The sequence below is a fragment of the Specibacter sp. NPDC078692 genome (assembly GCF_040686835.1).
Classification (GTDB): Bacteria; Actinomycetota; Actinomycetes; order Actinomycetales; family Micrococcaceae; genus Specibacter.
On record NZ_JBFBLV010000023.1, the window covers coordinates 31241 to 47036 of the forward strand.

Below are 15796 nucleotides of genomic sequence, written 5' to 3' on the forward strand. Positions count from 1 at the left end.
CTGATTTATTCAATGCTGGGACTGGCTGGTTTTGTTGCGTGGCCGCCGAACTGGTGGCGGAGAGCGGAGACCATTTTCATGGCAGGGGAATTGTCTTCACGCGAAGAGAACCTGGCAAAGAGAGCCGCCGTAATGGCCGGGGCCGGCACGGCATTGGCGATGGCTTCCTCGACAGTCCAGCGTCCTTCACCGGAATCTTCGACGTAATCGTCAATGGATTCCAGACCAGGATCTTCATCCAAGGCCTTGACCATCAAATCCAAGAGCCAAGAACGCACGACGGTACCCTTTTGCCACGCACGGAAAGTTCCCGGCAAGTCCTGAATGATATCTTTTTTGGCAAGCAGTTCGTAGCCCTCTGCGTAGGCCTGCATCAGGCCATACTCGATACCGTTGTGAACCATTTTGGCGTAGTGACCGGCACCAATTCCGCCAACGTGCACAAAGCTGTCGGCCCGCTCACCCTCGGGACGCAGAGCGTCTAGGACAGGCAGTGCCCGCTCCACGTCTTCTGGAGCGCCACCAGCCATGAGTCCGTAGCCATTCTCGAGACCCCAAACTCCTCCAGAAACACCAACGTCCATGAAAGATATGCCCTTGGAAGCAAGCATTTCGCCGTGCTTTTGATCCTCGGTAAACCGTGAATTTCCGCCGTCAACAAGCAAATCTCCAGATTCCAACAGTTCTGAAAGTTCAGTGATGATTGCTTCGGTGATATCGCCGGAGGGGACCATCACCCAAATGAGCCGCGGTGCAGGAACTGCTGCGACTAGTTCCTGCATGGAAGCCACATCGGTGACCTTCGGATTTCGGTCAAATCCAGTGACCTCGATTCCTGCTGCGCGCAGGCGGGCTCTCATGTTGAAGCCCATCTTTCCTAGTCCAACAAGTCCAATATGCACGTTTTTTCTCTCTTCCGTGGTCTTGCAGCTGATGGTGGAATGGCAGCGGGGCAACTACTGAGAAGGCAACCTCACCGGCATAACCAGGTAACGGTATTCGTCACGGCGTTCACCATCAATGTCATCCTGAGCATTGATCATGGCTGGTTTAGGAGCCGAGGTGAATGAGAACCGAACGTATTTGCTGTCAAAGGCGCTCAGACCTTCGCTGAGGTAGTGCGGGTTGAAAGCGACGGTGATTTCTTCGCCAACCAGTGTAGCTTCGAGATTTTCAGAGGCCTGCGCGTCTTCGCCTGTACCCGCGTCGAGGGTGAGTTGACCGTCCGTGAAGATGAGACGAACCGGAGTGTTGCGTTCGGCAACGAGTGAGACGCGGCGGACTGCTTCTGCCAGGGCATGTGTCTCGACAGTTGCGTAAATCGGTGTGGTGTCCGGGAAAAGTGAACGGATTTTCGGGTATTCCCCGTCCACCAGCAACGACGTTGTGCGACGACCGCCACTTTCGAAACCAATGAGCTCGCTGTTACCCGAGAGCGCAATGTTGATATTGCCTGAACTGCCCAATGTTTTAGCGACTTCACTGAGAGTTTTGGCCTTGATGAGGGCACCAGCGGAAATGTTGGGGGTGGAAGGACTCCAACGAACTTCGCGCAGTGCCAGCCGGTACCTATCGGTAGCCAGAAGTGTGATCAGGTCGCCTTCAATTTCCATTTTTACGCCTGTGAGAACAGGCAAGGTGTCATCTTTGCTTGAGGCGATAATGACCTGAGAAACAGCCTGGGCAAAGGCTTCTCCATCAACAGTTCCGCTGATATCAGGCAGCGCTGGGAGTTCTGGATAGTCATTGACAGGCATGGTGGCCAAGTGGAAACGGCTGCTGCGGCAGGTCAAAGTGACTTTAGTGCCGTCGGTTTCAATATCCACGGGCGCAGCTGGAAGGCTGCGGCAAATATCCGCCAGTAGCCGTCCAGAGACCAAAATGGTCCCTTCCTCAGTGATATCTGCAGGGATTTGCAGACGCGCAGAGATCTCGTAGTCAAAACTGGCCAGGCTCAAGGTGCCAGCTTCAGCTTTCAGCAACAGTCCTGAGAGGACCGGAACAGGAGGACGTGGAGACAAGGATCGTGCGGCCCAGCTGACTGCTTCGGTCAGAACATCCCGTTCGACTCGGAACTTCACGGAAGGGTGCCGCCTTTCATGGTGCGAAAAATTTTGGTGATGCGTTGGGTCATATCCCTTAGGAGGTGACCCATGAATGAAATTACATGCTTGGAGATAGCTTAGCCCCTTGACCAGCCCATTTGGGCATTGGTCAAGGCTCGTTGCCGGGCAGGTTGAAGCAGAAGGTAAATGTTGTTTGAAACGAAAGATTCTTGTAGTTCGTAGTGTTAATAAGTCCTGTGGATACTGTGGATAAGTGCTTCTGGCCACGGGGTCTAGGCGAAGTTGGCTGTGCACAGGCTGTGGGGCTAGCCAGCTTGAGGCTGTGAGGAGAAGTGGAGAACTTTTTCGGTGGTTTTAATGATCCACAGGGGGACGTGGAGTTATCCGCAGGTTGGTGATGGTTGTACCCGAGTAATCCACAGACTTATCCACAGCTGTTAATTTCTTAGATTTCTAACCCGCTGCGCGGGTTATCCCTCGCGCTGCTGCTGTTTGATCTTGTTAGTGAGCTCAGTGACCTGGTTGTAGATAGCGCGTCGTTCAGCCATCAATTCCCGGATCTTTCGATCTGCGTGGATCACTGTCGTGTGGTCTCGTCCACCAAATTCCTGGCCAATCTTGGGCAAGGACATGTCAGTAAGCTCACGGCAGAGGTACATGGCAATCTGGCGCGCGGTGACAAGCGTCCTAGTTCGGGACTTGCTACACAGCTCTTCCAAGGAAATGTTGAAATAGGCGGCTGTCTGACCAAGGATTGCGGTGGATGTGATCTCCTGTGCGCCGTCATCAGTGATCAGATCCTTCAAGACCAGCTCTGCCAGACCAACATCGACAGGCTGGCGGTTCAAGCTGGCAAAAGCTGTCACACGGATGAGGGCGCCTTCAAGTTCACGGATGTTCGTGGAGATCTTTGAGGCGATGTATTCCAGAGCATCGTCCGGAGCAGACAGCCCTTCTCCAATGGCCTTCTTGCGCAAAATGGCAATGCGAGTCTCCAGTTCTGGCGGCTGCACATCGGTGAGCAAACCCCACTCAAACCGTGAACGCATGCGTTCTTCAAACCCTTGTAGACGCTTCGGCGGCAGATCAGAGGTGATGACGACCTGCTTGTTGTGATTGTGCAGGGCGTTGAAGGTATGGAAGAACTCTTCCTGGGTGGCGTCCTTATTGGCCAAGAACTGAATATCGTCAATCAGGAGAATGTCCACGTTGCGGTATAGCTGCTTGAAACTGGCGCCTTCATCGTCGCGGATGGAGTTAATGAAGTCGTTGGTGAACTCCTCAGAGTTCACATAGCGCACTCGGATACCCGTGTAGAGACGGCGGGCGTAGTGGCCGATGGCATGCAATAGGTGGGTTTTGCCCAGACCCGAATCGCCGTAGATGAACAACGGGTTGTAAGCCTTTGCGGGGGCCTCAGCCACCGCAACCGCAGCTGCGTGGGCAAATCGGTTGGAGGCACCAATCACGAAGGAATCAAAAACATACTTCGGATTCAGACGGCCAAACTCCTGAGATGTGCTGGGCAACATCGGGGACGGCTTAGAAATATGTTCCACAGGCTCGGCGCGGGTGATGTTTTCACTCCGGGACGGAGCCGGGGCAGGGACAGGCTCTTCTTCCTTAGCTGGTGGGACAAGATCAGCGTTGACGCTGAAGGCACAACTGATTTCCTCGGAAAAAACCTGAGAGAGAGCGTTGCTCAATGCAGTGTGGAGTTGGTTTTGAAGTACTTCGCGGGTGAGTTCGTTGGGAACTGCTACCAACAAGGTGTTGCCAATCAGTCCTTGAGGCTGGGTGAGAACCACAAAACCACGTTGCCGGGGAGAAACCCGTTCGTCCTGTTCCAGAATCCGAATGACTCGCCGCCAGGAACTGCCTACGTCGTTGATGTCCTCAGTGCTCATTGACCTTTCCATCCTTACCGCTGGCCGTTGGGCCAGAAATCTCTTAATTCACACACACTTTGAGCGTGACGTCTGTTACACACGAAAAAATGTAATTTTGATGTGCGCAGATGCTCCAAAACGAAGTAATCCACAGGGTTATACACATCAGTGGATAACTTGCCACGGGCCTAGCCTAGAGGATGGATACGCTAGAAGATAGCGAAGGAAAGTGCTTGTGGATAAATATCACAGCGGTGTACTCTTCAGCGCCTCATCCACAGAAGTTGTCCACCTAGTTATGCACAGTTGTGGATGAACACTCATCGGGCCTTCGCGGAGGGCTATTGGGGCCAGATGAAGACCGAATCGACGTTTTTGGAACCTGGGTTATCTTGTCCCGGTTTGACTGGCAGGTGTCCAGTGACCTAACGTTGTGAAGTCCCATGTGTCTGTTTTGCGCTTCGGCGTGCGCGCCTCTTTACTGAGGAGTGAATCGAGCAGGCATCCATTTACTTAGCGTCGACCCCTTTCTTACCTGTTAGCTACGGGCAAGGCGCATCTTTGATTGTCTTGGAGTAACTACCGTGAGCAAGCGGACTTTTCAGCCGAACAACCGCCGTCGTGCCAAGAAGCACGGCTTCCGCCTTCGTATGCGCACCCGCGCCGGCCGCGCCATTCTGGCCGCCCGCCGTGGCAAGGGTCGCGTAGAGCTGTCGGCCTAAACAATAACTGCTTGGCGATTCGTCGAGCCTTAGTGAAGTAGCGGTTGATCGCAGGTGCTAGCCACCAAGAATAGAATGCGGACTTCCGCCAACTTCTCACATACTGTACGTTCCGGTGTCCGAAATGGACGCCGGAACGTAGTGTTGTATATGGTGTCCACTTCCCTCGATGAACCCAGCCAGATCGGGTTCATCGTGGCGAAGACTGTTGGGAACGCTGTGACCCGTAATCTCGTTAAAAGGAGACTAAGGGAGATTGTTGTTGAGACAATTAAGGCGCATCCACATGGAGTCAATGTAGTTGTTCGGGCCTTGCCCGTTTCCGCGCAGGCTTCCTTCAGTGACCTTGTCATGGACTACCGAAAAGCATTTTCCGTTGCCTCCACCCGCTTGTGGGCGAAGTCGACGGGCTCTTCGGCATTACCTTCAACACCAACAGTAGACAAGGCACACGAGTCTAAAGGAGAAGATGTTTTGTGACCCGTTCACAAACTCAAGGGCACGCACCCAGGTGGCTTCCCGCCGTCGTGCGTTTCTTGTGGCATCTTCCCCGCAATATTCTTATAATCGTTTTGAAATTATACCGGCGCGCCATCTCACCCACTTATGGGCAGGTGTGCCGGTTTTTTCCGTCATGTTCGGCTTATGCTCTGGAGGCTGTGACTGTTCACGGCGCCGTCAAGGGCACATGGTTTTCGCTACTGCGGGTGCTTAGGTGCCATCCTTGGAGTGCAGGTGGTTTGGATCCGGTTCCATCACCGGCCGTTGTGGACTGGGATGACCCGTCCACAGTGCCCCTGATTGTCCAGCTGAACCACCCACATGTATTTCTGGCTAAGCAACAGGAAACACAAAGCCGCAAAGCGGCTTGAGGAGATAGATAAAGAAATATGGGCTTCTTCGATACAATTCTGTTCCCCTTCAAATGGGTCGTCTCCTGGATCATGTTGGCGTTCCATGACGGACTGACCTTCCTGGGAATGGACGGCGCCTCCGGCGTAACCTGGACCCTGGCCATCATCGGCCTGGTGCTGGTTATCCGTGCCGCACTGATTCCTGTTTTTGTGAAGCAGATCAAGGCACAGCGCGGCATGCAGGCGTTGCAGCCGGACATGAAGAAGCTGCAGGCCAAGTACAAGGGCAAGACCGACCAGCTGTCGCGCCAGGCCATGGGCCAGGAACAGATGGCACTGTACAAGGAGCACGGAACTAACCCGTTCTCCGCATGCCTGCCCATGCTGATCCAGATGCCGTTCTTCTTCTCCCTGTTCCAGGTCCTTTCCGGCGTGGCCAAGGCCAACGCCGAAAGCAAGGGCATTGGAGCACTGACCCACGCCGAAGTGGTGCAGTTCGACGAGGCCACGATCTTTGGCGCCCGCCTTTCCGACGCGCTGCTGCCCTCCTTCCAAGGTGGCAACCTGACGCCGACGATCGCCATCCTGTCGATCGTCATGATCCTGGCCATGATCGCCTCACAGTTCATTACGCAGAAGCAGATCATGTCCAAGAACATGTCTGAAGAAGCCATGCAGGGCCCGTTCATGAAGCAGCAGAAGATGATGCTTTATGTACTGCCGCTCGTCTTCGGTATTGGTGGCATCAACTTCCCCATTGGTGTTCTCATCTACTGGACCACGACCAACCTGTGGACCATGGGCCAGCAGTTCTTCGTTATTCGCCGCATGCCCACCCCCGGTTCGCCGGCGTACAAGGAATACCAGAAGCGTCGCGAGGCCAAGGGTCTGCCGCTGCTGGGTGCCTCGAAGAAGAAGATTGAGGAAGAAGAAGTCATTGAAGAGACTCCTGAGCTCAAGGGCCAGCGGAACCAGCCACAACGCAAGAACAGGAAGAAGAAATAATGCCTGAAGAATCGCAACTTGTCCCTGAGGAAGCAACAGCCCCTGTAGAGGTATCCGCTCAGGCGGAAACCGGTGCCAGCCGTCTGGAAGAGGAAGGCGACATTGCTGCCGACTACCTCGAAGAGCTTCTTGACATCGCCGATATCGATGGAGATATCGACATTGAGATCCGTAATGGGCGAACCTATATTTCGATCGTTGCCGATGAAGAAAGCGACTCATTGCAGAGCCTTGTTGGCCAGGACGGCGAAGTCCTTGATGCCCTGCAGGAACTGACACGTTTGAGTGTCCTCTCAGCTACGGAAACCCGTTCCGGACTGGTTTTGGATATTTCCGGCTATCGTGACCGCCGTAACGTTGAACTGGCCAAGATTGCCCAGGCAGCGGCAGACCAGATCAAAGATGGTGCGGAAACTGTGGCACTTGAACCCATGGGAGCCTACGAACGCAAGATTGTCCACGACGCCATTGCCGAGTTGGGGCTGGAATCCGAGTCCGAGGGTGAAGGCGCCCGCCGCCACATCGTGGTGAGCGCTGCGCACTAAGTCGCAGTTTTTTGAGAGTTACTAAACGGTCCCGGCCGCTGCCTCAAGGGAGCAGCCGGGACCTAAATTTTATAAGGACACAAATAGTGGTGGAACTTACTGCAGAAGAAGCTGTTGCGGCCGAACGCATTTTTGGCGATCGTCTTGACTTGGCCAAGCGCTATGTTGAGCACTTGGCAACATCAGGTATTGAGCGAGGGCTGATTGGTCCCAGGGAAGTACCCCGTTTGTGGAGCCGGCACGTCCTGAACTGTGCCGTTGTGGCTGAATTGATTGACGACGGCGCCAAGGTCGCCGACGTGGGCAGCGGTGCTGGCCTGCCAGGGTTGTGTCTGGCCATCGCCCGCCCCGATCTGTATCTGACGCTCATCGAGCCGCTTGAACGCCGTGTGATCTGGCTTGAAGAAGTAGTCATGGATCTGGGCCTGAACAATGTGGAGATCGTCCGTTCACGGGCCGAAGCAGCTATCGGTAAAGTCGAATGCTCGGTTGTCACTGCTCGTGCAGTGTCGGCATTGAATACCTTGGCGCCACTGACCATCCCGTTGCTTGGCGGTGAGGGAGTTCTCCTCGCTATCAAGGGACGTACGGCAGAGGAAGAAATTTCCAAGGCCGGCAAGGTCCTCAAGAAGTTGGGTGGCGTCAAGACTGAAGTGTTGATTGCTGGTCAGGACATCTTGGTGGAGCCCACCACTGTGGTCCGTGTTCAGGTGAAGCGGCGCTGATCCCCACGGCTGTGGGAATGAAACGATAGGCTAGAGGTTGGCAACCATCGCCACAGGAAAGTGAGAGTGTCAGCGTGACCAGTAGCGAAGCAGCTTCGCAACGGATCCCTCCGTTCATGACATTGGGGTCGGCACGTTCAAATGCCTCAAATCAACCTTATTCAATTGATTTCAGCCAGCGCAGTTCAGGAACTGCCGTTTCACGTGAAACAAAGGTCGACGCCTTGAGCCCACTGGATGATGACTTGGATGACAGCAGTCCTATTGCTAGTCAGCTGGTGAGTGAAACAAAGCGGCGCGAACGTCTGCTGGGGAGAAAGCTTCCCCGCCCGCCCCGGACTCGAATTCTGACGGTTGCCAATCAAAAAGGTGGCGTTGGAAAGACCACCACGACCGTGAATATTGCGGCAGCGCTGGCATCGGCCGGGTTGCATGTCCTAGTCATAGACAATGACCCGCAGGGTAATGCCTCCACAGCGTTGGGCGTTCCCCACCACGCTGAGGTGGACAGTATCTACGATGTCCTAATTAATGACGTACCCATGGCAGAAGTAATTGCTGACTGCCCTGATATTGCGAATTTGTATTGTGTCCCGGCAACCATTCACCTGGCCGGCGCTGAAATTGAACTTGTCTCCTTGGTTGCCCGCGAGCAGCGGCTGCGCCGGGCGATCGCCGAGTATGAGAAGTTCCGGGAAAAAAATGGGCAAGAACGTCTCGATTTCATTTTTATTGACTGCCCACCAAGCCTTGGGCTCCTGACGGTCAATGCATTCTGTGCAGCAAATGAGGTCATGATTCCGATTCAGTGTGAGTACTACGCACTAGAGGGTTTGAGTCAGCTTCTGAAGAATATCGAGATGATTCAGAAGCATTTAAATTCTGACCTGGTGGTGTCCACAATTTTGCTAACCATGTATGACGGACGCACTAACCTGGCGGCTCACGTCGCAGCTGACGTAAGGGAGCACTTTCCTCAGCAGGTATTGAAGGCGATGATTCCGCGGTCTGTCCGAATTTCAGAGGCACCCAGCTACCAGCAGACGGTCATGACCTATGACCCATCCTCAACAGGGGCGCTTTCCTATCTCGAGGCCGCTGCCGAATTGGCTGAGCGGTCAACGAGCTAATGTCTTTACTCAGCTAGAATCGTTGCAAATCACTATGAAGTTCATCAGAACCCGCACTATTCGGGATTTATTCAACGGAGGATGTCTCAATGACTGACAAGCGCAGGGGTCTTGGTCGTGGTTTGGGTGCCTTGATCCCGAACTCTTCAGGAGATGAGACAGGTTCCAGTCAGCCGACACGTCCTGTAGATCTGTTTTTCCCGGAACCAAAGGGCCGCAAGCCGGCTACAACGGGTACCAGAGCTGCGAAGAAGCCGGCTGTCGCTGAACCCGCTGAACTCGTAGCAGTTCCAGGGGCAACTTTCATGGAATTGCCGGTGGGGGAGATTCATCCCAACCGCAAGCAGCCGCGTACGGTCTTCGATGAAGACGATATGGCTGAACTGGTTCATTCAGTACGTGAAATTGGCGTTCTTCAACCCATTGTTGTTCGAAAGTCATCAGAAAAGGGCGATAAGCCGTATGAACTGGTCATGGGTGAGCGCCGCTGGCGTGCCAGCCAGGCCGCAGGCTTGGCGACTATTCCCGTCATTGTTAGGGATACTTCCGATGACAATCTGCTCCGCGATGCCCTGCTTGAAAACCTGCACCGCAGTCAGCTCAACCCACTTGAAGAGGCTGCTGCATACCAGCAGTTGCTGGAGGATTTCGGCACCACCCACGAACAGTTAGCAGACCGGATAGGTCGTTCACGGCCCCAGGTTTCCAACACTCTTCGTTTGTTGAAGCTTCCGCCGGTTGTCCAGCGCCGCGTCGCGGCTGGTGTTTTGTCGGCTGGGCACGCGCGCGCTTTGCTGGCATTGCCGGATTCGGTGGCTATGGAGAACCTCGCACAGAAGATTGTCGCCGAAGGGATGTCGGTCAGGGCTACGGAGGAAGCCGTCCAGCTGTACCAGTCTCCATTGGATGGACGAAAGCCTGCATCGAAAACGCCGAGCCCGCGTCATGAGCGGTTGGACTTCTTGGCAACTTCACTCGCTGACAGACTCGATACGAATGTAAAGATTTCCTTGGGTGCCCGAAAGGGAAAAGTTAGCATCGAATTTGCCTCCGTTGAAGACCTCAACCGGATCATGGATGTTCTGAGCCCCGGCGGAAATTAGTTCTCCTCGATAGTGGTGGTGGTGTTTCACGTGAAACACCACCGGCACCGTCTTTTAATTGGTTCCCCTGGATTGATCCTAAGAAATACTTTCGTGAACCTTCTTATCGGGGATATGAGTGCAATATGGACTCCCGGATGGAGATGCAGCTACCACTGCAGTGTTTCACGTGAAACATGATCAATCTCGGATTCCTACCCTCATGTAGTTTTGCGAAAAACGTTCTCTCTATATTTCTTTTCTTCTGTGGACATTCGGATCGAGTACGGGGGTTGAGCAAATAAGGACGAGGGCGGAGATTTCCACGGGGGTGTGGAGTGGGATGTGATTGCAGGTAGTAGTTGCCCTCGATTCTTCTGCGGTTCCTGAGTTTCCTAGGTCAGCTGAGCGCTGACTGATATCGCCAAGAACCCGCATCGACGCAGCCTGCTCTATTGTGAGCGCTGACTCGGGGCACCGGGTTGAAAGGGTCTCACTCATTACCGTGACTCACCATCAACTTGCGGCGCCTCGGGCACGGTCGGCCCGTAAAGTGCGGCTATTCATCAATCGATCGGGAATGCAGCTGAGGAGCTGGAATATCGGATGGACATAGACATAGACATAGACATAGACATTGACGTAGACACCTCGCTAGATACAGCTTCAGCCGGGTGCATTAGGACCTGGTGCGGTGGAATTCGTACACGTGTAGCCGCCTACTTGACGCACCCTATGTCCTGAAAGAGACCAATTTGCGTCATATTGGAGCCGTGTGATCTTAGTGATGGCCAAGGCCAAGCATCTAGACGGCTAGCTAGTCAGAGCTGGCATGACCCAGCTAAAGCCGAGCATGGGGCTCCAGGCGTCAATCTCAGGGACTCTGACCCTATCCTGCGACCGCCGCCCCAGTAGGCGTCAATAGGCGCTCAGAGGAGCGTCAGGCCCCGATGGTGAACCCTGTGGCATCTCTGGCTGTCTCCGCGCTCTGTCTAGGAGTGGACATACATACCAATTTCGAGCACCTTTCGTCGTTCACTGTGAAAACATGTGGACTAATCCTGTCACCGTGAAATTCAGAAAGGTAAGGCCGATGTTGATACTGCTGGGATCCTTGACGAATCAGGAACACACGGGACTGTCCCACATTTGTTCTGCGATCCAATGAGTTTCTGGAAGCACTTCCTAGGAGACGAAATTCTCCAGCCACTAGCGTGGACCGCGACGGGCACTAGGCTTTCACATGTCTCCGCAATGTCCCATCCCGCCGCATGAGGTTGTAGCGAATGAATTCATTGGAGTCTTCCACCCGGAACTATAGAGGGCTGCGTGGCGGGGGTTTGCAAGGCTAGTTTGCCGTGCTGTTCTCGACGCTGAAACCCATACTTCGGTGTACCGGCCTGCGTTTCACGTGAAACATGGAAACCAGAGGCGTGATGGGGCTTTCTTCGAACATCGGGCCGCCAGTCAGCCAAAATCATGGATCGCGGTTACCTCCAGCAGCAACCAATTCTGCCACGCCTGGTACTTGCTACCGTCCTACAAAACCCAGATGAGCAGTGGTCCTAGCGGGAAGTGAGCCATCAGTTAGACAAGGTTTGGTTTCCAGAGGCAGAAGCGATCCCCTGAATGTTTCACGTGGAACCTATGGCAACTCGCGGTGCGGTACGCGCGTAGTTGATGTGCAAGCAACGAGCTGCACCATTGGACCTGCGGATGTAGAGTGAGGCAAAGATCGCAACTACTTGGGGGTAACTTGCTCGTCACAATTACTTACACAGCTCCGGACGCAAGAGACCTGGGCTATCTGCTCCATAAGAATCCAAGTAAGGTTCAGTCCTTCGATCTTAATGTGGGAGTGGCCACCGTCTTCTACCCTGAAGTTTCGGGTGAACGGTGCACGGCAGCACTACTTCTGGAAGTAGATGCCATAGACTTGGTGCGGAACAAACACCTGCGTTTGGGTACGCGAGACTCGTTAGATCACTACGTTAATGACCGTCCGTATGTGACGTCGTCTCTCATGTCCGTTGCGTTGGGGAAAGTGTTCAGCACCGCCATGAGCGGAAGGTGCAAGGAGCGTCCACAACTTGCAGTCAGCCCCCTACAGTTGGTCATTCAACTTTCATCGGTTTCGGTCGTGGGCCCGCCGGGGTTCGCGAGCAGTCTCTTTGAGCCCCTTGGGTGGGAGGTGAGCGAGATTCCTGTCCCTTTGAATCCAGAATTTCCCGACTGGGGAGACTCGAGTTACGTCCGAATTACCTTGACCGGCACCATTAGACTCAGTGATGCGCTACGACAGGTATATCTTCTACTCCCTGTCTTGGACGACGCCAAACACTACTGGGTCTCCGACGATGAGGTCGGAAAACTCATGCGGGCCGGAGCAGGTTGGTTGGAGACGCATCCACGTCGGGAAATAATCACTCAACGTTATCTAGCTCATCAGAGGAGTATGACTGAGAAGGTAGCTTTTCCCATCCATGAGGAAAGAGGAGCTGAAGCTGATGAAGATGTCCAGCTGGTGCTTGCAAGAAAGACCCTGCGCGGCCTGAGGCTTGAGGCCGTATTGAAGGCACTCCACGACGTCGGTGCTCGTAAAGTTGTTGATATGGGTTGTGGCGAAGGAGCGCTACTGCATAGATTGTTCTCAGACCCGGTCTTTACTGAGCTTGTTGGCACTGATGTATCTCCGCAGATGCTCAATAGAGCTGAAGAGCGTCTAAGACTGCGTGAGCTCAGTGATAGACAGAGAGAGCGCGTACGCCTGCTGCAATCGTCTGTCACCTATCTTGACGAGCGGTTGAGAGACTTTGACGCAGCCGTCCTCATGGAAGTAGTGGAGCATATAGAACCGGAGCGGCTAGCGGCCCTGGAGCACTCTGTTTTTGGGTACGCACAGCCACGGTCCGTCGTTGTGACCACACCCAACGTCGAGTTCAACTCCCTTTACCCCTTGCTCCCAGAAGGTACCTTTCGGCATCCAGACCATAGATTTGAATGGACTCGAGCTGAATTCGCTCAATGGGCAGCGAGCATAGCGTCTACCTATGGATACAGCGTTGAACTCCGGAGCATCGGTGAAGTTGACCAGCTTCTTGGTGCACCAACACAAATGGCAATTTTCAGGAGGGCATGATCATGAGTGAGCTGGCAATCCCGGAGCTCTGTCTTGTGGTGCTGATAGGACCAAGCGGATCCGGAAAATCCACCTTTGCAGCAAAGAACTTCGGAAGGTTTGAAACCCTTAGTAGTGACTTCTTCAGGGGGATGGTCTCCAATGACGTCAATGATCAGTCAGCAACTAAGGCAGCTTTTGAATCACTCAATTTCATTGCTGGGAAACGACTCGATGCAGGGCTCCTGACCGTGGTGGATGCCACGAGTGTCCAGGCAGATGCTCGCAGGCAATTGGTGGCGTTAGCCCGGGCCCACGACGTCCTCCCCGTGGCCATAGTTCTTGATCTGCCCTTATCTGTCAGTCTTGAGCGAAATGAGCAGCGAAGTGACCGAGTGCTCGAGAACCACGTCATCAGGCGCCAGTACGATCAGTTGAGGCGTTCTCTGAAAGGTCTTGGCAGAGAGGGCTTCAGGAGGATCCACACTCTGAGTTCTGTCGCAGCAATGGAAGGGGCGAGTATTCGCCGTGAGCCACTGCTCAATGACTTCCGTCATGACGAGGGCCCCTTCGATGTCATTGGCGATGTGCATGGCTGCCTCGCTGAACTGTGCACACTCCTAGAGAAGTTGGGCTACAAGCTGATTCGCGATGAGCAGGGGCGAGTGCTTGACGCCAAGCATCCCCAGGGGCGCAAAGCGATTTTTGTTGGGGATCTCGTGGATAGGGGTCCCGATAGTCCCGGGGTCCTCAGGCTCGCTATGGGAATGGTGGCACACGGAAATGCTCGGGCAGTTCCCGGGAATCATGAAGACAAGCTTGTCAGGGCATTGGAGGGGAAAAGGGTTCAAACCTCTCATGGGCTAGCGCAGACTCTTGCTCAACTTGCTGCGGAGCCTGAAGAGTTCCGGCGTGAAGTGAAGGATTTCTGTCGTGGGTTGGTCTCGCACTTAGTCCTGGACCAAGGGCGGTTGGTGGTCGCGCATGCCGGCATGACGGAGGCCTATCAGGGGAGAGCTTCCGCCAGAGTCCGAGCCTTTGCGCTGTACGGTGACACAACGGGAGAAACGGATGAGTATGGGCTTCCTGTCCGATACGCCTGGGCGAATGACTACAGAGGAGAAGCTGCCGTCCTCTATGGACACACGCCGACTCTGGACGCTGAGTGGATCAACGGGACCATGTGCTTGGATACAGGATGTGTATTCGGCGGAAAACTGACTGCCTTGCGTTATCCGGAAAGGGAAGTGGTACAGGTACCTGCAGAGCAAGTATGGTTTGAACCGGCCAAGCCTCTGGCTCCGGCACGCGAATCCATGCAAGCTGAATCAGGATCCACCGAGGGAGCTACTGCCGAAGAGGCTGGGGAACGTGTTGATGGCGTGCTCAAGATCAGCGACGTTCTTGGCAAGCAGTCGATCCAAACCGGAATCCATGGACGGGTGAGCATTCGTCAGGAGCAAGCAGCTGGGGCACTTGAGGTTATGAGCCGCTGGGCGACGGATCCACGCTGGATGCCGTATTTGCCGCCCACGATGAGCCCGGTCAGTACATCAAAACTGACTGACTATCTGGAACATCCAACTGAAGCTTTTGAGTCATATAACAAGGCCGGTGTGTTGAGTGTCATCTGCGAAGAAAAGCACATGGGATCCAGGGCCGTGGTGTTGCTAACTCGAAATCCTCAAAAATTCGACGCCCCACGTGGCTGGCGTGGAACTGTGTATACGAGAACAGGAAGGCCATTCTTCAACCGGAAGACGGCGGATGATTTTCTGATGCGAACCGATGCAGCAGTGGAGGAGGCAGGTCTCTGGGAAGAACTAGCAACGGACTGGATCTTGCTGGATGCAGAACTTCTTCCTTGGTCATTCAAAGCCGAGGAGATGATCCGTGGCCAGTATGCAGCTGTGGGTGCTAGCGCCACTAGTAGCCTGAGTGACGCCACCGGAGCCCTAGAGAAAGCGCTCGAATCAGGAGCTGACGTTGCTGAAATACTCGGTAGACTTCGTTCCCGAAAAGAGAATGCCGCGGCGTACATCGCTGCCTATCAAAACTACACTGCACCCTCTAAAGGGTTGGACGGTGTACAGCTGGCTCCCTTCCAGGTGCTGGCGTCTGAGGGGGCGGTACATTCTGGTCGAGACCACATGTGGCACCTTAACCTAGCGGACAAGCTAGCAGCGGCAGACCCGGAACTAATCCGCGCTACGCGGCGCATGGTCGTTAGGACCGACAACTCGGAATCTCGTACTGCAGGAACACAGTGGTGGCAGGAACTGACAGCAGCTGGTGGGGAAGGGATGGTGGTGAAACCGCTGCAGAACTTGACTCGTAGATCCGGAGATTCCCGTGTAGACAAGGATCTGGTGCAACCCGGCATCAAGGTAAGAGGACGTGAATACTTGCGTATTGTCTACGGACCGGACTACACAGACCCTCGGAACCTGGTCAGGTTGAAAGACCGGAATCTGGCACTGAAAAGATCTCTGGCACTGCGAGAATATGCACTTGGTATCGAAGCCTTGGATCGCTTGGTTTCTGGCGAGCCATTGTGGAGAATCCATCAGGCAGTGTTCGGGGTGTTGGCGCTGGAATCGGATCGCGTTGACCCTCGCCTCTGAGAGTCGGAATCTAGGAATCTCCTATTGCTGTTCCAC

The 15796-nt window shown here is 54.3% G+C and carries 13 protein-coding genes; 10 read left to right on the top strand and 3 right to left on the bottom strand.

Annotated elements, in window-relative coordinates; all coding sequences use genetic code 11:
• Window positions 1-5: 5 nt before the first annotated feature.
• From gnd to dnaA, 3 genes are all read right to left on the bottom strand, one after another.
• On the bottom strand, window positions 6-935 hold the full coding sequence (gene gnd, locus AB0O97_RS14845; protein WP_363883771.1) for a phosphogluconate dehydrogenase (NAD(+)-dependent, decarboxylating): 930 nt from the start codon (window positions 933-935) through the stop codon (window positions 6-8).
• 21 nt (window positions 936-956) lie between these two features.
• Entirely contained in the window at window positions 957-2081 is a 1125-nt protein-coding gene (gene dnaN, locus AB0O97_RS14850) for a DNA polymerase III subunit beta (RefSeq protein ID WP_363844219.1), read from the bottom strand.
• Between the two features lie 455 nt (window positions 2082-2536).
• Window positions 2537-3973 carry a chromosomal replication initiator protein DnaA gene (gene dnaA / locus AB0O97_RS14855; protein ID WP_363844216.1) on the bottom strand — a complete coding sequence of 479 codons (1437 nt, stop codon included), beginning with the start codon at window positions 3971-3973 and terminating at the stop codon, window positions 2537-2539.
• 566 nt (window positions 3974-4539) lie between these two features.
• Between dnaA and rpmH the strand changes: the two genes are divergently transcribed.
• The 10 genes from rpmH (at window position 4540) to AB0O97_RS14905 (ending at window position 15760) form a co-directional block, all read left to right on the top strand.
• Window positions 4540-4677 (top strand): 50S ribosomal protein L34, encoded by a 138-nt coding sequence (gene rpmH / locus AB0O97_RS14860; RefSeq protein ID WP_011776797.1) that lies wholly within the window; start codon window positions 4540-4542, stop codon window positions 4675-4677.
• A gap of 54 nt (window positions 4678-4731) precedes the next feature.
• Window positions 4732-5157, top strand: a complete 426-nt coding sequence (rnpA, locus tag AB0O97_RS14865) for a ribonuclease P protein component (protein ID WP_363844211.1) — start codon at window positions 4732-4734, stop codon at window positions 5155-5157.
• Between the two features lie 47 nt (window positions 5158-5204).
• The gene (gene yidD, locus AB0O97_RS14870) at window positions 5205-5549 is read left to right on the top strand and encodes a membrane protein insertion efficiency factor YidD (RefSeq protein WP_363883773.1); all 345 of its coding nucleotides are present in this window, start codon (window positions 5205-5207) and stop codon (window positions 5547-5549) included.
• Between the two features lie 18 nt (window positions 5550-5567).
• Window positions 5568-6536 carry a membrane protein insertase YidC gene (yidC, locus tag AB0O97_RS14875; RefSeq protein WP_363844206.1) on the top strand — a complete coding sequence of 323 codons (969 nt, stop codon included), beginning with the start codon at window positions 5568-5570 and terminating at the stop codon, window positions 6534-6536.
• Entirely contained in the window at window positions 6536-7081 is a 546-nt protein-coding gene (locus AB0O97_RS14880; RefSeq protein WP_363883724.1) for a R3H domain-containing nucleic acid-binding protein, read from the top strand. Before yidC ends, AB0O97_RS14880 begins: the two co-directional genes overlap by 1 nt.
• An 86-nt stretch (window positions 7082-7167) precedes the next feature.
• Window positions 7168-7806 (top strand): 16S rRNA (guanine(527)-N(7))-methyltransferase RsmG, encoded by a 639-nt coding sequence (gene rsmG, locus AB0O97_RS14885; protein ID WP_363844200.1) that lies wholly within the window; start codon window positions 7168-7170, stop codon window positions 7804-7806.
• Window positions 7807-7880: 74 nt separating this feature from the next.
• Complete coding sequence (locus AB0O97_RS14890; protein WP_363883726.1) at window positions 7881-8936, top strand: ParA family protein; 1056 nt, start codon at window positions 7881-7883, stop codon at window positions 8934-8936.
• An 89-nt stretch (window positions 8937-9025) separates the two neighbouring features.
• Entirely contained in the window at window positions 9026-10039 is a 1014-nt protein-coding gene (locus AB0O97_RS14895) for a ParB/RepB/Spo0J family partition protein (RefSeq protein WP_363844194.1), read from the top strand.
• Window positions 10040-11741: 1702 nt separating this feature from the next.
• A complete protein-coding gene (locus AB0O97_RS14900; RefSeq protein WP_363883728.1) occupies window positions 11742-13157 on the top strand; it encodes a 3' terminal RNA ribose 2'-O-methyltransferase Hen1 in 1416 nt (471 codons plus the stop codon).
• Window positions 13158-13159: 2 nt separating this feature from the next.
• Window positions 13160-15760: a polynucleotide kinase-phosphatase gene (locus AB0O97_RS14905; RefSeq protein ID WP_363883730.1), complete on the top strand. Its 2601-nt coding sequence runs from the start codon at window positions 13160-13162 to the stop codon at window positions 15758-15760.
• Window positions 15761-15796: the final 36 nt, after the last annotated feature.

Coding starts and splice junctions, on each gene's coding strand:
- dnaA (WP_363844216.1), bottom strand. CDS start 3,973: ATGAGCACTGAGGACATCAACGACGTAGGCAGTTCCTGGCGGCGAGTC.
- yidC (WP_363844206.1), top strand. CDS start 5,568: ATGGGCTTCTTCGATACAATTCTGTTCCCCTTCAAATGGGTCGTCTCC.
- AB0O97_RS14880 (WP_363883724.1), top strand. CDS start 6,536: ATGCCTGAAGAATCGCAACTTGTCCCTGAGGAAGCAACAGCCCCTGTA.
- AB0O97_RS14895 (WP_363844194.1), top strand. CDS start 9,026: ATGACTGACAAGCGCAGGGGTCTTGGTCGTGGTTTGGGTGCCTTGATC.
- AB0O97_RS14905 (WP_363883730.1), top strand. CDS start 13,160: ATGAGTGAGCTGGCAATCCCGGAGCTCTGTCTTGTGGTGCTGATAGGA.